The organism is Pseudodesulfovibrio nedwellii (genome assembly GCF_027923765.1).
Classification (GTDB): Bacteria; Desulfobacterota; Desulfovibrionia; order Desulfovibrionales; family Desulfovibrionaceae; genus Pseudodesulfovibrio; species Pseudodesulfovibrio nedwellii.
The window spans coordinates 3,504,241-3,525,079 of record NZ_AP026709.1 but is presented as its reverse complement, the minus strand read 5'-3'; the positions used below and the strand labels follow the sequence as shown (position 1 = coordinate 3,525,079).

At 48.6% G+C, this 20,839-nt stretch carries 24 protein-coding genes; 11 read left to right on the top strand and 13 right to left on the bottom strand.

Annotation, left to right across the window (positions count from 1 at the left end):
• Positions 1–123 precede the first annotated feature (123 nt).
• Both SYK_RS16455 and SYK_RS16450 read left to right on the top strand, forming a co-directional pair.
• On the top strand, positions 124–492 hold the full coding sequence (locus SYK_RS16455; protein ID WP_281761359.1) for a hypothetical protein: 369 nt from the start codon (positions 124–126) through the stop codon (positions 490–492).
• Positions 493–593: 101 nt separating this feature from the next.
• Positions 594–971 (top strand): hypothetical protein, encoded by a 378-nt coding sequence (locus SYK_RS16450; protein WP_281761358.1) that lies wholly within the window; start codon positions 594–596, stop codon positions 969–971.
• Here SYK_RS16450 and SYK_RS16445 read toward each other — a convergent pair.
• From SYK_RS16445 to SYK_RS16430, 4 genes are all read right to left on the bottom strand, one after another.
• Complete coding sequence (locus SYK_RS16445; RefSeq protein WP_281761357.1) at positions 968–2,182, bottom strand: hypothetical protein; 1,215 nt, start codon at positions 2,180–2,182, stop codon at positions 968–970. The two genes, SYK_RS16450 and SYK_RS16445, sit on opposite strands and share 4 nt — an antisense overlap.
• A gap of 51 nt (positions 2,183–2,233) precedes the next feature.
• Complete coding sequence (locus SYK_RS16440; protein WP_281761356.1) at positions 2,234–3,259, bottom strand: tyrosine-type recombinase/integrase; 1,026 nt, start codon at positions 3,257–3,259, stop codon at positions 2,234–2,236.
• Positions 3,260–3,496, bottom strand: coding sequence for a helix-turn-helix domain-containing protein (locus SYK_RS16435; protein WP_281761355.1), 237 nt, complete (start codon positions 3,494–3,496; stop codon positions 3,260–3,262). It abuts the gene before it with no gap.
• Positions 3,497–3,603: 107 nt separating this feature from the next.
• Positions 3,604–4,203: a tyrosine-type recombinase/integrase gene (locus SYK_RS16430; protein ID WP_281761354.1), complete on the bottom strand. Its 600-nt coding sequence runs from the start codon at positions 4,201–4,203 to the stop codon at positions 3,604–3,606.
• Positions 4,204–4,869: 666 nt separating this feature from the next.
• On the opposite strand from SYK_RS16430, the gene SYK_RS16425 reads away from it, so the two are divergent.
• Positions 4,870–5,103 (top strand): hypothetical protein, encoded by a 234-nt coding sequence (locus SYK_RS16425; protein ID WP_281761353.1) that lies wholly within the window; start codon positions 4,870–4,872, stop codon positions 5,101–5,103.
• Positions 5,104–5,151: 48 nt separating this feature from the next.
• Here the strand turns inward: SYK_RS16425 and SYK_RS16420 are convergent, their stop codons facing one another.
• A complete protein-coding gene (locus SYK_RS16420) occupies positions 5,152–5,541 on the bottom strand; it encodes a CHC2 zinc finger domain-containing protein (RefSeq protein WP_281761352.1) in 390 nt (129 codons plus the stop codon).
• Between the two features lie 98 nt (positions 5,542–5,639).
• Positions 5,640–5,966: a helix-turn-helix domain-containing protein gene (locus tag SYK_RS16415; protein ID WP_281761351.1), complete on the bottom strand. Its 327-nt coding sequence runs from the start codon at positions 5,964–5,966 to the stop codon at positions 5,640–5,642.
• Between the two features lie 141 nt (positions 5,967–6,107).
• Here SYK_RS16415 and SYK_RS16410 point away from each other — a divergent pair, with 141 nt between their 5' ends.
• A complete protein-coding gene (locus SYK_RS16410) occupies positions 6,108–6,413 on the top strand; it encodes a TM2 domain-containing protein (protein WP_281761350.1) in 306 nt (101 codons plus the stop codon).
• A 109-nt stretch (positions 6,414–6,522) separates the two neighbouring features.
• Entirely contained in the window at positions 6,523–7,455 is a 933-nt protein-coding gene (locus tag SYK_RS16405) for a hypothetical protein (protein ID WP_281761349.1), read from the top strand.
• Between the two features lie 59 nt (positions 7,456–7,514).
• On the opposite strand, the gene SYK_RS16400 is transcribed toward SYK_RS16405, so the two are convergent.
• From SYK_RS16400 to SYK_RS16385, 4 genes are all read right to left on the bottom strand, one after another.
• Positions 7,515–9,239 carry a DUF5906 domain-containing protein gene (locus tag SYK_RS16400; protein ID WP_281761348.1) on the bottom strand — a complete coding sequence of 575 codons (1,725 nt, stop codon included), beginning with the start codon at positions 9,237–9,239 and terminating at the stop codon, positions 7,515–7,517.
• A 114-nt stretch (positions 9,240–9,353) separates the two neighbouring features.
• Positions 9,354–10,076: a hypothetical protein gene (locus tag SYK_RS16395; RefSeq protein WP_281761347.1), complete on the bottom strand. Its 723-nt coding sequence runs from the start codon at positions 10,074–10,076 to the stop codon at positions 9,354–9,356.
• Positions 10,077–10,218: 142 nt separating this feature from the next.
• Positions 10,219–11,127, bottom strand: coding sequence for a hypothetical protein (locus SYK_RS16390; RefSeq protein WP_281761346.1), 909 nt, complete (start codon positions 11,125–11,127; stop codon positions 10,219–10,221).
• A gap of 436 nt (positions 11,128–11,563) precedes the next feature.
• Positions 11,564–12,412: a hypothetical protein gene (locus SYK_RS16385; RefSeq protein WP_281761345.1), complete on the bottom strand. Its 849-nt coding sequence runs from the start codon at positions 12,410–12,412 to the stop codon at positions 11,564–11,566.
• 214 nt (positions 12,413–12,626) lie between these two features.
• Between SYK_RS16385 and SYK_RS16380 the strand changes: the two genes are divergently transcribed.
• From SYK_RS16380 to SYK_RS16360, 5 genes are all read left to right on the top strand, one after another.
• On the top strand, positions 12,627–13,058 hold the full coding sequence (locus SYK_RS16380) for a Ros/MucR family transcriptional regulator (RefSeq protein ID WP_281761344.1): 432 nt from the start codon (positions 12,627–12,629) through the stop codon (positions 13,056–13,058).
• A 135-nt stretch (positions 13,059–13,193) separates the two neighbouring features.
• The gene (locus SYK_RS16375) at positions 13,194–13,520 is read left to right on the top strand and encodes a DUF2958 domain-containing protein (RefSeq protein ID WP_281761343.1); all 327 of its coding nucleotides are present in this window, start codon (positions 13,194–13,196) and stop codon (positions 13,518–13,520) included.
• Positions 13,489–13,821 carry a hypothetical protein gene (locus SYK_RS16370; RefSeq protein ID WP_281761342.1) on the top strand — a complete coding sequence of 111 codons (333 nt, stop codon included), beginning with the start codon at positions 13,489–13,491 and terminating at the stop codon, positions 13,819–13,821. Before SYK_RS16375 ends, SYK_RS16370 begins: the two co-directional genes overlap by 32 nt.
• Positions 13,822–13,928: 107 nt before the next feature.
• The gene (locus SYK_RS16365; RefSeq protein ID WP_281761341.1) at positions 13,929–14,513 is read left to right on the top strand and encodes an LOG family protein; all 585 of its coding nucleotides are present in this window, start codon (positions 13,929–13,931) and stop codon (positions 14,511–14,513) included.
• Positions 14,514–14,711: 198 nt separating this feature from the next.
• Positions 14,712–15,656: a DUF4365 domain-containing protein gene (locus tag SYK_RS16360; RefSeq protein ID WP_281761340.1), complete on the top strand. Its 945-nt coding sequence runs from the start codon at positions 14,712–14,714 to the stop codon at positions 15,654–15,656.
• Positions 15,657–15,682: 26 nt separating this feature from the next.
• Here the strand turns inward: SYK_RS16360 and SYK_RS16355 are convergent, their stop codons facing one another.
• Both SYK_RS16355 and queF read right to left on the bottom strand, forming a co-directional pair.
• Positions 15,683–17,977: an AAA family ATPase gene (locus SYK_RS16355; protein ID WP_281761339.1), complete on the bottom strand. Its 2,295-nt coding sequence runs from the start codon at positions 17,975–17,977 to the stop codon at positions 15,683–15,685.
• A gap of 801 nt (positions 17,978–18,778) precedes the next feature.
• Positions 18,779–19,279 carry a preQ(1) synthase gene (gene queF / locus SYK_RS16350; RefSeq protein WP_281763285.1) on the bottom strand — a complete coding sequence of 167 codons (501 nt, stop codon included), beginning with the start codon at positions 19,277–19,279 and terminating at the stop codon, positions 18,779–18,781.
• A 157-nt stretch (positions 19,280–19,436) separates the two neighbouring features.
• Between queF and SYK_RS16345 the strand changes: the two genes are divergently transcribed.
• A complete protein-coding gene (locus SYK_RS16345; protein WP_281761338.1) occupies positions 19,437–20,066 on the top strand; it encodes a queuosine precursor transporter in 630 nt (209 codons plus the stop codon).
• Between the two features lie 126 nt (positions 20,067–20,192).
• On the opposite strand, the gene SYK_RS16340 is transcribed toward SYK_RS16345, so the two are convergent.
• A complete protein-coding gene (locus SYK_RS16340; protein WP_281761337.1) occupies positions 20,193–20,825 on the bottom strand; it encodes a DsbA family protein in 633 nt (210 codons plus the stop codon).
• Between the last annotated feature and the right edge of the window lie 14 nt (positions 20,826–20,839).

Below are 20,839 nucleotides of genomic sequence, written 5' to 3'. Positions count from 1 at the left end.
GAATTGATGTCTACTTCGATGAGCGAGGAGTCACATATTTTCGAAATGGTAATTTTTTTTACCAGACTTATGGTTTTCCCATACGTTTTTCCGTCCAAAGCTCCATCTGGATTGGAAAAGGCTATGGATATCTTTACAAAACTTACGACTCTCGACACGAGTCAAAGCGCTAAGATAATAGAAGACAGACAACTAGAGGATCTAATCAAAGCTGTTTCTCCGCGTCTTTCTCATAATTTGGCAGATTGGATTGTTTATAAACATGTTGAGAGGGCTTATGGCAATAAGCAATCCTATAATTGTATCGCACCGTTCGCTCTTTTTAACAAAGGGCCAAAGGATTTGTTTGGTGGCTACAGTCTTTCATTAACGCATTTTTTAGATAAAGAATCTTTTTTATTCTATTATGATGCCAATGCATTGAGAATGTTGGATTATGACTATTGGGGTGATGTAGAGGAACAAATCGAGGCTGGCGACCCAAATATATAGTGACAGCGCAAAGTTTCTGAACCCATTCGGCTGACATAAATAGCTCTGACGGAAAGAATCCGTAGTAACGAGATTACGCCAAGCGCGAATGGAGCAACGAATTGCCAAAGTACCGAAACCACCCCATTGCCAGAAACATCATTGACGGACTGACCAAGCTAAACCTTCCCACCATATCCTGGTCGAAAGACGTTCTTGTCGCCTCGCTGAACGGAGAATGCCAAGCCAACACCGAGCCGAACAACGTCTGCATCGCGCTTCATTTCAACTTTGACCTTGAGGATAAGGAGTATGGGGAACACATGCAGATCGTGACGGTTGAGTCGTGCATCAAAGGTGGAGGTACCGGGCTGGTGTCCGTGGTCATGGACTGCTTGCCCGAAGATATGAAGGTGTGCGTTTATGACTCCACGGATGGCGAAGCCAAGACGTTCTGGCCGAAGATGGCCGAGAAGTATCCGAACATCGTGCGCTATTAAGCGTCCGACAAAAGGCGAGCCAGGACTTCTGCTTGGACGTCTTCTTCGCATTTCCTTGCGTAGCTGCTGGCCGCTGCATACACCAACTGTTCGATGTCGAGTTGTTTCCTAACGCTCAAGGCGACTTTCTCAGCGATCTCGTTTGCCTTGGCGTTGATCGGGTGGACTTTGTAGAAGCTTCCGTTATGGAGATAGTGCAGGGTGTGGCAGAGTGCCAACGTCTCTTGCTCGTCGAAGTCGTAGCTGGCTGCGGCGATGGCAACCCTTCCTATTGCGAGATATTCGTATAAATCAGGGTACTCACAAGAACTTATGAAGAATTTTTGGGCGGCATTGAGTGCAAGTGTACGTGCTTCTTCAAAGGACTCGGCAGCCTGCACCGCTTCGATCACGAGCCGTGCTCCTTTGTGCATAACGTCATGCGCGATGTCCTTCCCTGCTGACTCCAGAGACTCCATGAGGAAGTCCCTCATGTCCTTTTCGCTGATCTGAATGTTGTCGTAGCCGATGAAGCCGAGCAGCTCCTCGGCGATGGTGTGAGAGACGTGCCATATCTCCGCTTCGACAGCGGCAAGGGTATGCTTGGACGTGACGCCGTAGACCGCGCCGAACGAGATCGCCCCGCCTTTGTACCATGCCTCGCGCAAGGCGTGTTCTTGGTCTCCCTTGAATGCGTATGCGCTGCTTCGGGCGATGCATCCGTGGTGGTCGCTCAGGGCTTCGCGGGCTTTCTCAAGTGAGGACATGAGATTGTAAGACGCCGTGAGCAAGGCACAGTCTCTCGCGTCCAGAGCTGCGAATAAGTGCCTGCTGGCCTTGTCCTTGATCACGGTCGGATGGGGCTTTTCAAAGAGGCGTTCCTGGAGTTGCTCGTATTCGATTTCGCCATGGGCATAGAGATGGGCCAAGCGCATGATCTCTTTGAGGCCGTCCTGGCTGACTTCGGTGTCTGCCCACAGAAGCATGGTGCGATACGCTGCGTCGAGAGCCAGCAGCCGAAGCGTCTTGTCGATGAATTCTTCGTACATGTATGGAGCAGCGTCCATTGCACCGAGGCAGGCATGAAAGCCTAGGTTCTCGAGAATGAAAAGGAACAAAGGCTGGACGTCCTTGGAGTCTGTCAGGAGGTCGAGCTTGGACTTGGTGATCGGCTGGAACCCGCCATTGATGTGCTTGCCTTTGGTCGTCGAAATGAAATTTTTCTTAGTCATGGTTTTAGTGGAAGGTTTGTGCTCGGGGCAAAGGCACCCAAGCTGGTTAATTTAAAAGCGGGGAAGCTTTTCGATGGCTTTCCTTCCTGTGCCGTCGACGCTGTGACAGTAAGTGCTAAACAGCATCGCCGGGCTTGAGTGTCCCATGAGTACGGAGAGTGTCTTGAAGTCGACCTTGCGCGCGACCAGGATGGAAGCAAAGTAATGGCGTAAATGATACGGTACGACATCCTTGGTGATGCCCGCCCTTTTCACGGATTTCAAAAATGCGCCGTTAATGCACTTGATGGGCTTGCCTCTGAACTCGACAAGGTGCTCCGTCCTGGCTTCTTTCTCCCATTCCTTGATGACTTCAAGGAATTCGTTTTGGACAGGGACGTACCGATCACTCCTGATTGTCTTGGTTCCACGAATCCTGATGACCTTGTTCTCGTAGTCCACGTCGCTGTACTTGATCTTGAGCAATTCGGTCTGCCCAGGGCGGCACCCGGTGTTCATGATTATCTTGATGACCCTTTGGATGTGCGGAGGGGCGTTGTCAGAGATGGCCTGGATTTCCTCTCGACCGATCTCAAGCTCTCTGGGCTTTTCTTGTTTCTTGACTCGTTTCCACCAGTTCGCCATGGGATTCTTTTCGATGTAGTCAGAGTCCATCCCAAAGTTGAAAATGACGTTGAGGTAAGCGAGGTAGCGGTTGAACGAACAATTGGAGAGCCCCTTGTACTCAAGTGCCAGCTTGTCAAAGTCTCTGGCCTTGAGCTTGTGGATCGGAGCATGATTCAGCACGGGTAGATATGATCTGTTGAGCCTGTTAGCAAGCTCAGTGAGGTCTTTGATCGACTTCTTTCCGATGGCTTTTTCGTGATCGATGTATGTCTGAGCAAGCTCGTCAAGGTAGACGTCGCTTTCCCTAACATCTTCCTGTCGAGCCTTCATGAGCTTAACCTCAGCATCGCGCTCTTTGGCTGCTTTCCTGGCTTCAATCCCTCTCCCGAAATACTCACGCTTCGGGCTTTTGCTGTGCGGGACTCTGTACTGGACATAAAAACGGCCGTCTTTGGTGGAGCCTACACTCATTTAAACCACCACCTGTGCATGACCGTGCCTGCGGGTTCGCACGGGATTGTGGAAGTTGGCAGGATCGGACATGAAATCGTCAAGATCATCCTTGCGGTAGCGATCACCCTTGGGGCCGCACTTCGGGATTTCATAGTCTTTGGCGAAGCTCCTGAACGTGACCACGCAGTATCCGCAGTATTCCGCTGCTTCTTTCTGGGTGTAGAACTGCCTTTCGACAGTGATGGGCCTGATCATTACTAATAAACTCCTGTGTGAAATGGTTCGTCCAAACGGAGGAAAACGCTTCCTCCATTGTTATTACGCTCATATTTTGGGGTTAATAGTAAACGCACCTCACAAAATTAGATTGAATTCTTCAATATTCCGATGACTTCCGCGTCGTTGATTCCGAGGTAGCGCATGGTGATAGTTGGCGAGGCGTGGTTGAATCGCTTGCAGAGCACTTCAAAGCCGACTCCGTAGTGAACGCGCTGCACGTAGCCGAACGTTTTGCGTAGGCTGTGAGCTCCGTAGTTGCCTTCGAGGTCGACATTTCGGCACCATGATTTCACCATGCGGTTGACGGACTGGATGGTCAGAGGGTTGTTCTCACCCTTTTGGGATCGGAATAGATAAGCCTCGTCGCCGAACGAGCCTGACGCGAGAAATCGCGTCAGGGCCGAGTGGACGGAGTCGTTGATTGCGATGAAGTTTGGCTTGCCCGTCTTGGACTCTTTGATAGTGAGTGTGTCGTCGACGTTCTTGCCACGCAGGTCGCCGACTTTGAGCTTGAGGAGGTCGCCACAACGAATGCCATTGTTGGTTGCCATGACGAACAAGAGCAAATCGCGTGGCTTGTCGTGGAGCATCTCTTTGATTGTGGAGATAGCGTCGAGGGAGCGGATTGGCTCGACAATGGTGGAACTTCCCTTGACGGGATGATTCGGGTTTCTAGACGTCATTTCGTTGGTAATCCTTGAATGTTAAGTATGTGCTTGATTTTTGGTGGTTACTTAACGTTGTCGAAGGGGACGATTTCGAGATGTGTGTAAGTGTCCAAAATCACAACACCATTTCTTGAAATGTTAACTTTTATCTAAAACTTAATATTCTTGAGGGTTTGCGTGAACGTGCTTTAAAGAAAAAAAGTGGAATGTTTTTGAAAAAACATGGCTAGAATCACGTTCGTGGAAACATTGATTTGATAAATAATAGCAATCGGAGATGAAGCGGCGGGAGCGGTTCAACGGAGGTGTGTTTCTTTCAAGAAATGCAACTCATGAGCATCGCTCATCGTATGGGTGAGCTTTGCTCACCACGTACGTGAGTGTGGTCATACGCGAAGCGTACAATGACTCATTCAATGAACTTCAAAATTTTGAAATTTCAAATTTGAAACATGCTGAATGAAAATTCTAAAGAATGAGAATTGACATGTGGGATGTTTAAGCCATGAGCAGTTCAATGGACTTCAAAATTTCAAATTCGAGAATGAAAATTTTGAATGGATATTTCAATGAACGAAAATTGACGTGTGTGAAATTTAAACACATGGGCAAGTCAAGTGTTCAATATGTGTGCAACCATCATCAAGCCGATCGTCGTTTTGGACCAATTCCGACTTCACAATGCTGAACAAAACAAAAAAAGGGCATTTGCAGGCCATGCCCACAAACGCCCAACATTCGTTCAAGTCTCACGCATCGATCCTATTGGAACTTCGACACGCTCTCCCTCAGCTGGCCGTCGCTTCCGATGTGTTCCACCCAATATGCCGACCTCCTTCCCATGTCTTTCTTGAGCTGGCCCAGGTTGATGGACTGCCTCAGCATCATCACGATCTCGTTCCACGCCTTGCGTGACACCTTGTCGAACTGGCCGTTCAAGACCTTGGTGAAGTGCGATCGGCTTTAGCCTGACCTTCGTTGGTAGTGAGCCGCGCCCATGCGTTCGGATTTGTAAAAGGCGAAGTGGAGTCGGACGGACGCAAGGAAGTCAAGGTCGTTGGCAAGCTGGCCGATGGCGTCTTTGCGTGTCTTTGGCTTCAGGGCGATGAGTTTGAGATTGTACATCTTGACAAGTGCGGCGAAGGCTTCGTCGTTGTCCACGCTTTTGACCTTGGCGACAAGGTTGATGGCGTTGCCTCCCCATCCGCATGAGTGGCATCGAGCGACGCCGTTGTCTCGGTACGGCGTGAAGGCTTTCATGCCGCAGAACGGGCAGACGTGGTTTCCGTTGTGGGTGGCCGCGTCGAGGCCAAGCTCGGCGAAAAGGCTTTGGTAGTCGATGGTTTCGAGCATCGTATCCTCCGTATTACATATAATAGAAGAGCGTGAGCAAGACAGGCGGTCGATCCACGAGCCTCTCACGATTCTATTTATGCGAACGGAAATATTGTTCAGCTTACGATGTCAGAAGCGAAGCCGTAGATGGCGCAGAGTTCCTCATCAGATGCTGATTCGATGGTCTTGTGGAGCTTCTGGGTGATGGCTTCGCGGTCGATGATGCGCTCATGTGAGCTGGCGAGCAACTCATGGGTATCGACGTCAAGGCCTGCGGCAATCTGGGCGAGATTCTTGATGAAGATGTTGTTGGACCCTCTCTCGACCTCGCCAAGATACTTGTCGTTGAGGCCAGCGAGTTCGGCCAGCTTACTTTGGGAAAGCCCCTCTTTTGTTCTGAGCTCTTTGATTCGTTTGCCGAGTTTGAGCAGGATATCGTCCATGTTTGTCTCCATTCGACATATATAGACGGCTTACTTGAAATCTAAACCGTATATATATGTTTACATGTTCTCAAAGGGTGGATATATCCGGTTAAAGGTTTTGAGGTTTCATGTTCGAACACAAGATGAGGAGAATTCTTAATGACACAGGCTACATCTGAACAGACAACAACAGAGCAAGGGCAACAGACAATTAACGTTAATGTGAACGCAGGCGGCAGGAAGTACATGACTGTGTCGTCAGATAAGAGCCGGAAGACGGCTCTTATCTTGTGCGCTGTGAGTGGCTTCTTTGGCGTGCATCTTTTTTACGTTGGCAGGATCGGCAAAGGCATAGCGTATGCGCTGACGGACGGGCTGTTTGGAATCGGCTGGTTCTGGGACTCCGTGACGATTTGGACAGGAAGTTTCAAGGACAATGCGGGAGCACCTCTCAGGGAGTGGTAGCACTTGCTTATCGGCGAACGATGATGGGTCGAGGGCTGCGTCCTCGGCCTTTTTCATGCACAAGGGCAGGCGCGTGACGTTTGCCTTGATGATAGGAGGCAATATCCTAATGCGGAAATTTGTGATGGCGTTGGCGATGGTGTTGACGGCGATGTGTGGGACGGCGGTTGCTGAGTCAGTAACGGGCGTGGTTGAGCGATCCGAGGACGGTGGTAAAACGTATTATCGACTCTACGATTCGGGCATGGGCTTTCTTGTCGGATGCAGCGATGAATCAGAGCTGACCCCTGAAGTGCGGGAGCTTTTGGCAAATAATGTGGGGAAAAAAGCTACTGTGAACGGGCTTGTCATAGATCATCCGACTTGGGGGTTTTGCGTCGATGGCCCAGAACTTTCTGGGGTGAAGTCGAATAGTGAAGAAGCAGAGAGTAACTCACAGCAAGCTGTGAGAACGGGAGATGTGGGGCAAGAAAAGGCAGCCAGCACCATTAAGTCTGCCGATAGGAGTGATGTGTTGTTGGCCGAAGCGGCGAATGCTTTAGCTCGTCAAGACATTACGGACATGGGAATAACCGTTTATGATCATGTTATGCCAGCAGATCAGTGCGGTGACTCAGCGATTTGTAGCCTCGTTACAACATTTTATGTTGATGATGCCGGAGCCTTTAAGTGGGAGACATTCTCTTCTCACGATCGCTGGGGCGGAAAAATGCGAAAGTTTGAGTTGTCTGAAGAGGAAACAAAAAGATTGGTTGAGTTGCTTGGTGAGGCCACCCAGCGGGCAGAAGTCGCGTTGAGGAATAAAGAAGAGTTTACTGAAAAGCTTGGGGAGGCAGGCTGCGTGCGAGTATCATTTGCTTCCCTTCCAGGCGGAGTGAGCAGTTTGGTCATGCTGTCTATTTACGACAAGCCTTTTCTACTTGGGCAAGAAGTGCTTTACAGCGTCTCTTTTACGGTTGGATATAAGCCCACAGAGTCCGTTGGCTTGAAGTACAAGATACTGGCCGCGCCTGGAGTCATTAAGTCTAGATCGGCGCAATAATTTCGTTGGTTAATAAGAAAACGGGTGTCCTGAAAACTGTCAGGACACCCGTTTTGTGTTTAGTCGTCAGTGCATGCAGCGGCAATCTCGTCTTGGAAAAGCGGGTCGTTGCTGCGGATGTTGAAGTGTTCGCTCGGCTCCGGTCTCACTTCGTCTTCGAAGAACCAGTCGAGAGCATCCTTGCTGTGGAGCTGGCTTGCAGAAATATCTTTTCCTGCGGTGTGCCTGCTCGCTTTAGCGACTTCATCTCGCCACAGGACCACAGCCTTGACCTTAGCTTCGAAGATTTTTCGAGCTTGGGCCCTGGTTGGCATTTTCAGGTGCGCTTGGCCTTCGATTTTTCGGAATGGCGCAGAGAAGAATGCTTCGGCTATCGATCGCATCTTGCCTTGGCTGGTGATCTGACCGCCTTTAAGGTAGCCGCCGAGATCGCGAGCTTCCTCAAACCACTGCTTGTAGTTGTCGTAAAGGTCACGGGTCCGAACGGGGTGGCCCCAATCGAAAGCATTTTCATCGTGGAGCACCTCGTAGGCCCACTTCTCGAAAGCACTGAAGGATTCGTAGATGTCCTCAAACAGGGCCTCGGTCAGGGGTGGGTTCAACAGCTCCACCTTGTCCACATTCCAATTAAGGAGGTAATGCATAAAGGCTTCCACGCCGCCGTTTTCGATTTCTTCCCACAGGTCGCGGAAGTAGTCGATGTTCATGGCTTTGTCGCCGGACACGGACAGTGCAAAGTAGCGTCGTTCATCAGCGGTGGCGGGAACGGCGCGGCGCTCGTTGGAGACGAACGCCAAACGGAAGTACGAGTCCTCTTGGTACGCGTCCACACCTTTGGGCTCGATCATGGTTTTTCTATCAGTGATCATGCTCTTGAGTGCACCCTCTGCCGCTTTGTCTCCGGCCCAGACAGCCTCCTCGAGGACCAGGAGAAGCTTGCCACGCTGGTGTGCGTTGAATTTGCCTGTGACCTGTTCGGGACGATCTACCTTACAATACGCGGCTCCCAGGATACGCTCGAAGATGCCCTCAAAGATGGTGGATTTACCCGCGCCTTTGCCCCCCTTAATGACCAATGCGACTTTGGCTTTCTCCTTGGGGTACTGGAGCAGGTGTGCGAACCAGTTGGTCAGGTACCTGTAATGCCGCCAGTTTCCTTTGCACCAGATTTCCTTGAGATGGTGCTCGATTTTAGAGAATTTCCCTTCAGCGGGCGTTACTTCGAAGCCGCGAAACAGGTTGTAGAAGCGTTTAGCTTCCTCTTCATTCAGCCCTCCAGGGCGGAAGACTGTCGCCTCGAACGTGCGCCGGAATTCCCAGTTGAGCCAGGCTTTGGCAATCCGTACGGTTTTGTACTCAGGGTTGTGATTCTTGTCGTACCCCTTGACCTGCCTGAGAGTCTCGTGGGACTTGTGCAACAACAGTTCGCGGTCAGTCAATGCGATGATTTCGGTTTGCCCGTGCTCGTTTGTGGTCTCTTGCAGGACTCCCACCTTCCCGTTGTGGCGTGCGACAAAGAATTCGTGATTCATTTTTTCGAGCAGCATGATGTCGTCGGGGTGAGTGAGGCCATCGTAGAAGATGGTCTGTACGAATTCATCAGCAGTGTTACGGGTTTTGGCCGAATTGCCAGGGTTGGGCGAGATTACGTTTTCCTCAAGAGAAGTTTTTTTCTTAGCGGGTATGGAAGTCGGTAAAGTTGGTAAAGTCAGTATGTCTTTTGTCGTGTGATGGGTGGACTGGTGCTGGTTGTCGTCGGTTGCGATTTCAGGATTATAGTTCATGTTCTTTCTCCTTGTTGGTCTGATTTTTTTGATAGTGAATGGATTTCAATATCTGTGGATTGTCGTCCTTGATGAGAGACTGGTCACACCAGCCTTTCTCGGTATTGATCAATACTAGGCGACCATGTCTTGGTAGTGGGTCGCCATGGCTACATCGTAGGCTGTTCGGCTGGGATCAAGTCTCTGGAAGCGTTCATTAGCTCTTCGGGTAAGACGCTCCTTTTGCCGCTTTCCGAGTGCGTGGTGCCGAGGGGTGAAGGGATCGTAGGTGGTCACAAACTTGATCACGTCGGCTTGGTCCACTTTTTCAGAGACATGCTCCATCATGAGGGTCAAGATAGGCTGTTTGTTCTCGTAGATGGTTTGCGGGCTGATGTCGTTGGGCAGGTTTTTGATGACGTTATGGAAAATCTGGGTGGCGTCATGGTAACCGGCGTCAGGCGTGGTATAGTACAGGGCTTTCTCTACAGGAGTCTGGTAAAAGGTCGGAAGGTAGGCTTCCAGTGCTTTGCGCAGATACTTGTTTTGCTCCTTTCGCTTGCGTCGGTCTGGCATATCGATCAAGTCCATTTTGTCGAGTTCATCAGCGACATGGATTATGTGTTCGACCACAGCCACCGCCGAAGTGATAACCAACTCCTCAACTATAGGGCTGAGTGCCGAGTAAGCGGCAAGGTAGCAATGTGCGCCGCCATGGAACCATGCCGATTTGAGCGAATGAGTTCCTGACGATTTGTATTTGTTGGCAAAGTGTTTGGCTTTGTCAGCCTTTTGTGTAGCTTCGGATGCATGAGGGAAAGTGAACTTTGTGTTGTCGATATGCGTATTAGTAATCAATTTCTTGTTCCTTTTCGTTTTGGAATGCCAACGGGAAGGACATTCACATTTGGTTATCTTTAAGATAATGTTGTTTTTACGTGACTAACAGGAAGACCTTTGAGCGGGGGCAGCGCCCACTGCCCCCACTCGGTTTTTTAGGTTATGCGGCAAGACCATCAGGAGCGTTTTCGTCAACGTCCCCCTGGTGGTCTTCCAGTTCCTGGGTGTCCCTGGAGTTCATGTAAAGCATCTCAATGGTGTTGCCGAACTCGGTGTAGCGGCAGATCGCGGTGAGCCAAGCTGCGAAGGTGGCAATGCTTTTGGGGGTCACTTCCTCCCAGTAGGCGTCATGAACCTGATCGGCGATCAGCTTGTTCTCCTCCGTCAGATCATAGTTCGAATCGAGGTCAATGGTCTGGAGAGCCTGGAGGGCGTCGGTTGCCCATGTCTCGTTAATGTCTGTCGAATTCTCGACGATGCTGATAGCGGTTCCCAATGCCAACTGACGGAATGGCATCCCACTTGTTGACATGAACTTTGCGCACTGATCCTTCAAGTAAGGCATGAGGAAGGAGACCTGCTCAGCCATATTATCGGACTTCTTTAAAGAGAGGAGTAGGGCTTTCATGGTCAACGCCATAGGAATGTCTCTGATGATTTCCTGAGTAGCTCCGTAAGCAATGCTGGCTATGAAATCATGGTGTTTAAACTCGTCGTGGCTCCATTTTTCAGCGAACTCCGAGGTGTCCAGCGAAGCGATGATCGGGTTAATTGTCCTGTTCAGCCACTCTTCCATGGAGTTCCAGAGAGAGGCACGGGTGGCAGCCACAGCTGCGAGCGCAGAAATGTCACTGTAATTGGCGCGGTTTTCGCCGACAGGCGTCGCATCTCCTTCGTCAAGCTTCTCGGCAGCTTCTCCTGCCTTTGCCCCAAAGATCATCAAGTCCTGCACTCCCTGAGGTGCGCGAAAATGCGTGTCGGGATCGCGGTCTTCAGTTGCGTTGGCGTATTCGCCGTGAGTGGTAAGGGTTTCGATGAATCTGATCATTTTGGATGCAAAATTTGCCATGTTGTACCTCCTTGGTACTTGCTGCGCTTTCTTGCGCCGCTTTTGGACGACTGGGATGTATTCCCAGCATGGGGCCATTTGTCGTTGGACTTTCGAGTGCCAAACCAATCTTGGCGTCGATTCGTGAATTATAGGCGAACTGATTGAAGCTGTGATCGTGGCTTTTTGGAAAAAAGATAAACTTTTTTCAGGCTTCCCAAGAAAAAGTAGATATAATAGGTTCTTATGGCGTTGTTGTGTGGCTGGCTTTTTGTTTAAGAATGACGCACTTGCACCGAATCTGCCGTTTTTTGAGAACAAAGTTGTACTGAATCTGCCATTTTAGATGAAGGCAAGGCGCAAAATTGGAATCTATTGGATGGAGAAGACTGGTGCTTGGCTTTTAGGGAAAGCCAGTGGAGGTTCTTAGTGAGCTCTGATGGGGGCTATGGCTTGATTATTGTTTTTTAGGGGGGAGGATTTCTACATACAGTCCGTTAACAAAAGTGTACCGTGTAGTTTTAAGGTCGAATTTTTTGATGACATCATGTGCGCAGTTCTCAACAGAGAAGTATGCCGCTTCATAAGCAAGTCTTTCAACAGGGATGTTGTCAATCAGTCTGGCGATACGTTTTCTGATGTTTGCTCGTTCCCTATCAGGGATTAATCGGTGGGAGCTAGGATCATAATCGGCGTAAAGCCATGGGGCATCAGGAGGCGAAGGGCAGATGTCCTCAATGAGCTTTGCGGCATGATGCTTGATTAAGTAGAATTGGTCTGTGCCTAATTTTTGAACAGCATCAGTATGTATTTGGCTTGCTTCATCCCAATCTGATGCTTCGAATAAGCTGGAGGCGGTATAGGCGGTGAAATAGCAGTAGGCCAGCCTTCCTATTCGATCAGTTGCAATTTTGATGAAGTCTTTCTGTTTACGCTTTGACAAGTCCAAAAAATGCGTATCTGAAGTGCTTTTCAAAGCGTAACAGTAGAAGTCAATCACTTCCATGGCAGTGGTTACCGCGCCTTGTTTGACTCTTGGTCTCGCTGTCGAGCAGAGTGCTGCACTGAAAGAGAATGCGAATTGAGTATGCCAAGCTTCCCATTTGATAGTTTCTTGCTGCTCTTTTGGTTTTTGAGCATTTGTTAAGAATTGGTTGATCTTAGGGACTAAGTCGCTCGCCAAAAAAGCATGCTGGTGTGAGCGGTTTCCTTTTTTCTTTTTGTTAAAATCAAATCGGATATTTTCACGATTGTATCTGAAGAGCTCCTTCCATTTTTTTGTATTAATTTTGTCTACTCGCGGCATGAGTCTTTTCGCAGTCCTTTTGGGCAGTGGATATTAACTTACTACTTGATTTCTCAAATGATATATTATTAGCAGCGACCTTGCAATCAAGTGCCGCGCAAGAAAGATTGGATATCCTCAATGCAGTCTTCTTCAACAAAGTAGGGGTGTACGAAACCCATAGGGCGAGATAACGACGTCTCCTTGGATATCAAGCTAAAACAAGGAGATGTGCATGGATTACGTTGAAAAAGCGACGAGGATTGTTGAGGCTCAGGCCGGAGTTAGGGCCATGACGGCTGAAGAGTTGTGCGAGACGGTCGAGAGGTTGACGGAAGGTCTGAAAAAGATTGCTGATGGCGATGCTGAACCGCCAAAGCAGGAGCCGCCTTGTGATCCCAAACGGGCGATCAGGAACAAGTCCATCGTGTGCCTTGAGTGCGGACGGACCTTCAAGACCCTTTCCAAGAAGCATCTTGAGTCGCATGGGCTGACGCCTGACGAGTACAGGAATAAATGGGGGTACAAGAAACGCGCACCGCTTTCGTGCCGTGAGACGTCCAAGGCGCGGTCAGAACGCATGAAGGAGATGAAGCTCTGGACTCGGACGGGAAAGAACGCAGAGGAGAAGCCGAAGCCCGCTAAGAACAAGACCAAGGACGCTTAGATTGAAAAAGCCTGTCGAATGATCGACGGGCTTTTTCGTTTCCTAGGGCCGAGCAGGGACGCGGAAGCTTCTCGCTCGGCATAGCTTATCAACTTGCGAAGCAGCCGCGCCTAGGCGGCGTGGCAGGAGCAATATATGACGAACGAGAACAAGGGCTGGGTGCCCAAGATGCCCCGGCTGTACGAGACCGAGGACTCGCCCGTAGACGAGAAGCTGATCTGGACACACTTCTTCCTTGGCGATTCCCACTGGTACGCCGCCGAGTTCGACGGCAAGGACACGTTCTTCGGCTACGTCGTCCTGAACGGCGACATGCAGAACTCCGAGTGGGGATACTTCTCGCTGGCCGAGCTGACGGAACTCAAGGTGGGACCGTTCGTGGTTTGCGTCGAGGATGGCTGGAAGGTGCGTGAGTTCAAAGAGATAATGGATGAGCGGCACCAAGGGGAATGGGATGTCTGAGGGGTTTCGGCGGCACGAGGCGAAGATGCCCAGGCTTGACGAGACGGATGGCGTTTCTTTTGAGGACAAGGAGATATGGCTCCACTTCTTCGTCATTGAAACGGACTCGCACTGGATGGCAGCAGAGACCGACGGCGATGGATCGTACTACGGGTACGTCGTCCTGGACGGCGACTACGAGAAAGCTGGATGGGGAATATTCAGCTTGGCCCACCTGATGATGACGCCAGGCATGATGATCATGCGTCGGAAGGTGCTGAGGCGGTTCGCGGACGTTCTGCGGGAGGTGAGGAGCGGGTGAATTCCCTTGGCTTCGTCATTGACGCCATACTGGCATCTTCCGTATATGAACAGCCTTGAAGGGGGAGCAACCTCCACCTTTCGCTGAAAAAATATCAAGGTGACATCATGAAACGTATTTGTGTTTATCTCGGCTCCAACCCCGGCTTTGACGAAGCCTATGCAGAGGCGACTAAAGCCTTGGCCAAGGAACTGGCAGCCCGCGAAATCGGGCTGGTTTTCGGTGGCTCCAACGTCGGACTCATGGGCCTGCTTGCCAACACTTGCCTAGATGCTGGTGGCGAAGTCATTGGCGTTATCCCGGAGTTATTAGTGGAAAAAGAGGTCGCGCATGACGGCTTGACCAAGCAGCACGTGGTTAGCTCCATGCATGAGCGTAAGCAACTCATGGCCGATCTTTCTGACGGCTTCATCGCCCTGCCCGGCGGCATAGGCACGCTGGAGGAATTTTTTGAGGCCTTAACGTGGAACCAATTAGGATATCACGCTAAACCATGTGGCCTGCTCGACGTGAAAGGCTATTACACCTGCCTTGCCGAGCACATGGACCGTATGGTGCTGAACGGGTTCCTTGTGCAGGAGCACCGAGGAATGGTGTTGACCGATTCATCGCCCGATGGGTTGCTCGATCAGTTCGAGACGTATGATCCGCCGCAGGTGGACAAGTGGATTGACAAGAAAAAAGGGCTGTAGACTGCGGTACTGTGTTTATTCTGAGTTTAGCTCCAAATAAACAGAGTGCCGATTTAAGGATTTTGGATTCCAGATAGACAGAAATTCAACTCACCGAAGTTGTCCAAGATGTGTCTACTCTAGATGGATTACACATTGATTCATGTGTGATATCGGGATATTGGATTTCATCAAACTAAAAATAATGAGAGCCCATACATGAATAGCCTTCCCCCAATCACTGACCAAATTGGCGTAGGAAAAATAAATGCCTTCTTCTCGATAAATGGTTGGTTGTTCCGCGAACAGCCAGTAAATGATTACGGGATTGATGCACATGTTGAAATTGTGGATGAAGATGGACCAACGGGCTTGCTAATTGGCATCCAAATCAAGACTGGTAATAGTTTTTTTGAAGAAAGCCACAAGGACAACTATATATTCCGATTTGATTCTCGGCATGCCACATATTGGACTAGTCACAGTCTCCCAGTAATAATTGTAATGTGCCACCCCTCAGAAAATATACTAGTATGGCAAATCATAAATAGCGACACGCTTATAAGCACAGGGAAAGGCTGGAAAATTCATATTCCAAAGAGCAATTTACTGTCCAAGGAGGCTCTTAAAGACCTCAATGAATTGGTACAACCACCAAGTTATATAAGGCGATTAAATAGGTTACGCCTCGATAAAAAGTGGATGGACCTAATTACTGAAGGTGAAACAGTTTATGTAGAATTTGAAGACTGGATAAATAAATCTCTGGCTAGATTTGTGTTTCGTATAGGTTGTGAGGGCCGTCCAGATGTTCCAGAATTAAAATGGCCGATGATTTATGGTTCAGGCTCAATGGAAAGAGCCTTACAGCATGTCATCCCATGGGCGAAATTTAATCTTGATGAAGATTCACACCGCGAGGGAGCTGAAGCAATATGGGATGCAGAATGTTACTGGGGAACGGATAAAGAAACGGGAACGGTTCATCATACGATGCCCTTTGATGAATGGTACACTCCACCAACGGAAATCATGCCGTGTTCTGAAGATGGGGAGACAGCTTCTTACCGCCTACTGTTGTCATTAAACGAGCTTGGAAAAGCATTCTCTCTTATTGATGAGTTCTTGCAAGAGGACGCAATCCTGCTTGTTGAAGCACGTTAAAAACGGAATAAGAAGAATTACACCAGCTATGCAGCAACTTCTTTTTCAAACCCACCATCGAGAATATACAGCACGCTAACCGCATAGCTCTTCAATTCTTCTGGGTCGATTGCCACCTTGTCTTTTTTCTCATCTGAGTGGTGAAACGAGTTCGTATAGTTCTTGATATCTATGAAGTCTCTGACAACCGGTTTGAATCGAGCTATCCGATCATCTTCTCCAGCATTAACTACGGCATCAATCATATTGTTTAGCCACTGTTGAGGCCCAAACATCTCAGGAAATTCCCGTCTAAACATGCCCTCAAAGACAGGACGAAGAGCCCGTGCAACGCTCAATAAATCCTTTGGCGTATCCCCGTTTGCATAATCACGCACCTGCATAACGTCCTTCTGATACTGATCCATTAAATCAGCCGAAATATCCCACTCAGCTATTACGCTCGAACCATTTTCCTGAATAATTTTCAATGCAGTTTGTTGCTTTCCAGCCTTCTCACTTACATGCCACAAGAAATCCCTGTCGTGAGACATGACGAATACCACCCTAGCCTTCCCAACAAGTTCCAAAATCCGATCCTTCGTCCGGCTTCTGCGAAAACTGTCCAGACTTGAAAACGGATCGTCAAAGACAACCATTTTATGCTTTAAATCAGCATCTTGATTGAGGACCGACAAGAAAAATGCGAAAGCGAGAGCACGTTTGTCACCAGTACTTATTGTATTCCCAAAATGAGGAGTATCATTTTTTCCATTGGTTGTTTTCACTGAACAGTCATTGATTGAAATCTCAAAATTTGTTCTGGCCTTACCACCGATATGATTGGTCCCAAGGTTGTCGATCTTAAAATTTGTCCCAAATTGCCTGAGATACTTGTTAATATTACGACCGTGCTTAACAAGTACCTCTTCGCAAAGTTTATTCAATGAAGCCCTGATCTCCGCTTTTTTATTCGTCAATTTCTTTTTCGCAGCTTCGTACCGGATATATTTTTTGCAAAGATCCGACACATCTGGGCTATGACGCTTTTTTGAAGCAAGAAAAGAAATTAATGACTTTTCTGAATCAACGAGATTGCCAGCTTCAAGAGATTCACGAAGTTCTTCCACCTGTTCACAAACAATGGCAACAGCTTCATTATAGACATGAATCAACTCACAGGCTTGTTGCAACTCTGTGATCCATTCCGTATCAGGAACAATCTGGATACTTTTGATCGGATTCTGTTTTTTACTTTCGAGAAGGTCGATGAGACCAGTAAAGGCAAGATTAACAGGCGAAGATATAAGGATATCAACGTCAATCACAGGTAGTTTAGCATTAATCTTTTTCTCCCAAAAGGCCATTGCGGTTTCATTACGGGTGACAGCCAATTGGATTTCATGGAGGATCTTATCCCCTAAAGCTACTTTTATATCGGAACCAACTTGTTCCAGTTCCCTTAAATGCTCCTTGTATGTCTCATCAAAGTATGTCTCGAACAACTCAAAGAGAGGGCTCATCGCAAGATTTTGAGCACAAAATGGGCAATACCCATCATCACTCCAGTCCATTCCCATCTGTAACCACTTTTCCCCCTTCGTCTCCATTTTTTTCGACTTGAGGTGATCCGTGACTTTTTCCCTCGCGGCAGCGGTTAAGCCTGGCAGCCCCGTAGCGAGGCAAGAAGCTGTATTACAAGGAGATGCCAACCCGATAAGTTGTTGAGGTGGCGATGCTTTTTTTATTTCGTTGGAAAGTTTCAGGTTCGCAATATTAATCTTCAAAAGCTTTATCTTATTATCAATATCTTCAATTTCAGGGATGTCGGAAACTGTCTTTGGTTTTAAATCAGGAAAAACAGTTTCCAACTTGTCAGTAATGATTGTAATTTTATCCTTGATACGTTGACTGGATTCATCAATAGCATCCATCTTTGACTGAAGAGCAACACTCTCTTTTCCGATAACAACTTGATGCAACCGTTGACGTTGATGCGGTTCCACGGCACTGCCTGAATGAACTGTCTCTGCAACAAACACCTCATCAAAGATTGCAATATCAGGACAAATCCGATTCCACTTGGTTCCATTGAATCGAGCTTGTTTGCCATCCTGAAGCTTAATCGCAGCTTCACTTGGCTTGTCGCTATTAAGAGTATGGCGACCCACCAAAATATCTGCATCGCCGCTTTGGAGGGAGCGAAGAAGGTCACTCAGAGTACTTTTACCGTTGCCATTTGGAGCAAACAACGAAACCAAAGAGAAAAAGGTCGTATTTCCCTTGGATGTAAAATCTGAGAAACGGCCTACACTGCGAATAAATTCAATTTTAACTGGCATATAAGAATCCCCATGCAATGTGAAAAAGATTCAAACAAATAAATCATTCGTACAATTCATGTCAAACGTATGTTCATATATATAGCCCCTTAGCGACTGCCCCCAGTTGAGGCTATTAATAGGCTGTCAAAAGATGTGCGCCTCAGCAACTGTTGTAATTATTATCTAAAATTTTTGCCCCCCCCGGAGAGACTTTTTCCTCTGCTCATTACCAATAATAAAGCCCCTCAAATTAAGGAACTTTATTATATGCATCCGCAGCTTCAGTGTGTACCCCACAATCTCAGCTTTCTGAATAATGGGACATAAATGGGTACTTTTGAGCAAAATTCAATGGATAAAGGGATATCAAAGATTTGCTACTATATCCATGTATTTAAGATTATTAAGAAGTTTTTTGATCCATCTGTCTGTCTTTCAAAACGAGTATCCCACCTTCTCTGCCGCTGAGTTGAGATCATTAATGAATTGTTCAGGATCGTTTGTGGCAGAGAGTTTCATACTCATCCATTTTTGGGAAAAATCCCAACCTCCACATCAAGCCCCATGACCTGAGGGCCTTTGTTTTAGTGGGGTATACACGCCTGCCACCCCAGAGCATCCCCTTGCACTCAAATGTATATCAATCCGTATATCAAGGCACTCAAGACGGACCTAGGCCTGCGTTCTCTATGTCAACCTATATGCTTGATTTATTTTAAAATTTTAGCTATAAATCAAAAAAGGAAATCGCCCCTCAAGCATTTGACCTGGAACCACCTCCGCCATCCACAAAAAAAGCCCCAAATTTGGGGCTTTTTTCTAGGCAGTGTGTTTGCCGACTTCCTGTTTCCAGTCCGAGACAAGCTCTTTTACTTGTTCGGCTTGAGGGGAATCCGTTTTGTAGTGTTCCGCAAAGACATGTAAATCCGTGGCACCTCGGGGGGCAAAGAGTCCTTTGACCCGACACCAAAGAGGATCGAGAACTTCCACGAAATCGTCGAGCATCTTGTTGGTCAATGTTTCCATGAAGGATTGATGGTTGCGGTAGGCAAACATATAGAGCTTGAAACTCTTTGATTCGACGATCTTCTGGTCCGGGATATACTCCATGACAATGGTTCCGAAATCGGGCTGGCCTGTCATGGGGCAAAGCGATGTATATTCCGGGAATGAAATGGACACCACGTATGGCCGACCGGGATAGTTGTTCGGAAAGGCTTCGAGAATCCCGGGATTGGGCGAATCCATCTGGTATTTGGTTTGTCCACCCTCACCGAGGGTTTGCAGGTGGCTGGTTTTATCTTGGCTTTTTGACATAATTTTCTCCTTTATCCGTCGAGGCTCTTGGCGGATATTTTGACTTTTACCGGACCCAATGGCAAGTGCTGCGTAACAGAGGCGCCGCCGGGGACAGTTTTTCCCCCAAGCGGCAGGTTCGTACCAATACTTTTGGACAGTTCAATCCAAGGAAGAAAAAATGAAAACCTTCGAACGCAAGGCGTATGTCTTGCTCATTAGCCTGTTTATCGGCGGGCTGGTTGTCGCTGCGATCATCTCCAGCAAAATCATCACTATTTTTGGCCTTGCCGTACCCGCCGGAGTGCTGGCGTATTCCATCACCTTTGCCGTTTCCGATGTCATCAGCGAAGTGTGGGGCGAGGAACTGGCAAACGAAGCCGTGACCTGCGGATTCATAACCCTCATCTTCATCACGGGAATCGCATGGCTGGCCGTCTACTGGCCCGCAGCACCTTTCTGGCAGAATCAGGAAGCGTTCGCCGGGGTTATCGGCAACACGCCACGTATCGTTGTGGCTTCGCTCTTGGCATATGTCGTGAGCCAAAAGCATGACATCTGGCTCTTCCATCTGCTGAAACGCCGCATGAACGGCCGCTCCCTGTGGCTTCGCAACAACCTCTCCACCATGGCCTCCCAGCTTATAGATTCGACCATTTTTGTCACCGTCGCCTTTTACGGCATCCTTCCTCTGGGAGAAGTCATTATCGGACAATGGTTGGTAAAACTGCTGATTGCGGCACTCGATACCCCCGTGGTCTACATGCTCGTCGCGCTTATCCGAGGAAAAGTCAGGCCCGTCACCGCGTAGTACCAATTCCCCTCGCGGCAAAAAGATTCTACGCACGCAAGCCGTTCACTTCTCATACAAATAATGAACCCCCAACAGCATACACTGTTGGGGGTTCATCTTTTCAGCATTAAAAATCTACTTCGATTACTTGCATATCTTTTTCTCTTTGAGAGCGTCCAGCCATGGGCCGGGACCGTAACCGACAAGAACCGTGCTCCCGGCGATAAGAATCGGCGTACCGGGCAGGTCCACCGTTTTGGCAAGATCAGTGGTCAGCATGGTGTGCGGCTCGTGTTCCTTTTGCAGACGAACAGCCAATTCCGGCAGCGTCGTATCTTTCAGCATATCCGGGAAGGCTTCGGTAAACTGCATGAGCATAAGCATACGCGCCTGCATCAGATCATCCGTCTTGACCATCTTGAGATCGGAGTATGCAAAGTCCACATATTCCTTGAGGTGGTCCGTTCCGACAGCATCCTCCAAAATCCAGGCAGCCATATCGGAACCGGGGAAACTCAAGCGCGGGAAAAAGGACAGGCGCAGAGTGCGATATTGATCGGGATATTCACCAAGGAGCTTGTGGCCCAGACGGCAATGCCAGCACAAAGGATCGGTCACGACCACGATGTCCAGTTCACCCGTACCCGTGAATTCGACCACGCTGTTGTCATACAAGGCCCGATATCCGGGCTCACATCCATTCCGCTCTTCACCAGAGGCAAGGGCAGGAACAGAAAGGACCAAAACCAGAAGAAGTATCGGTATATATCGCTGCATGGCCGGACTTTATA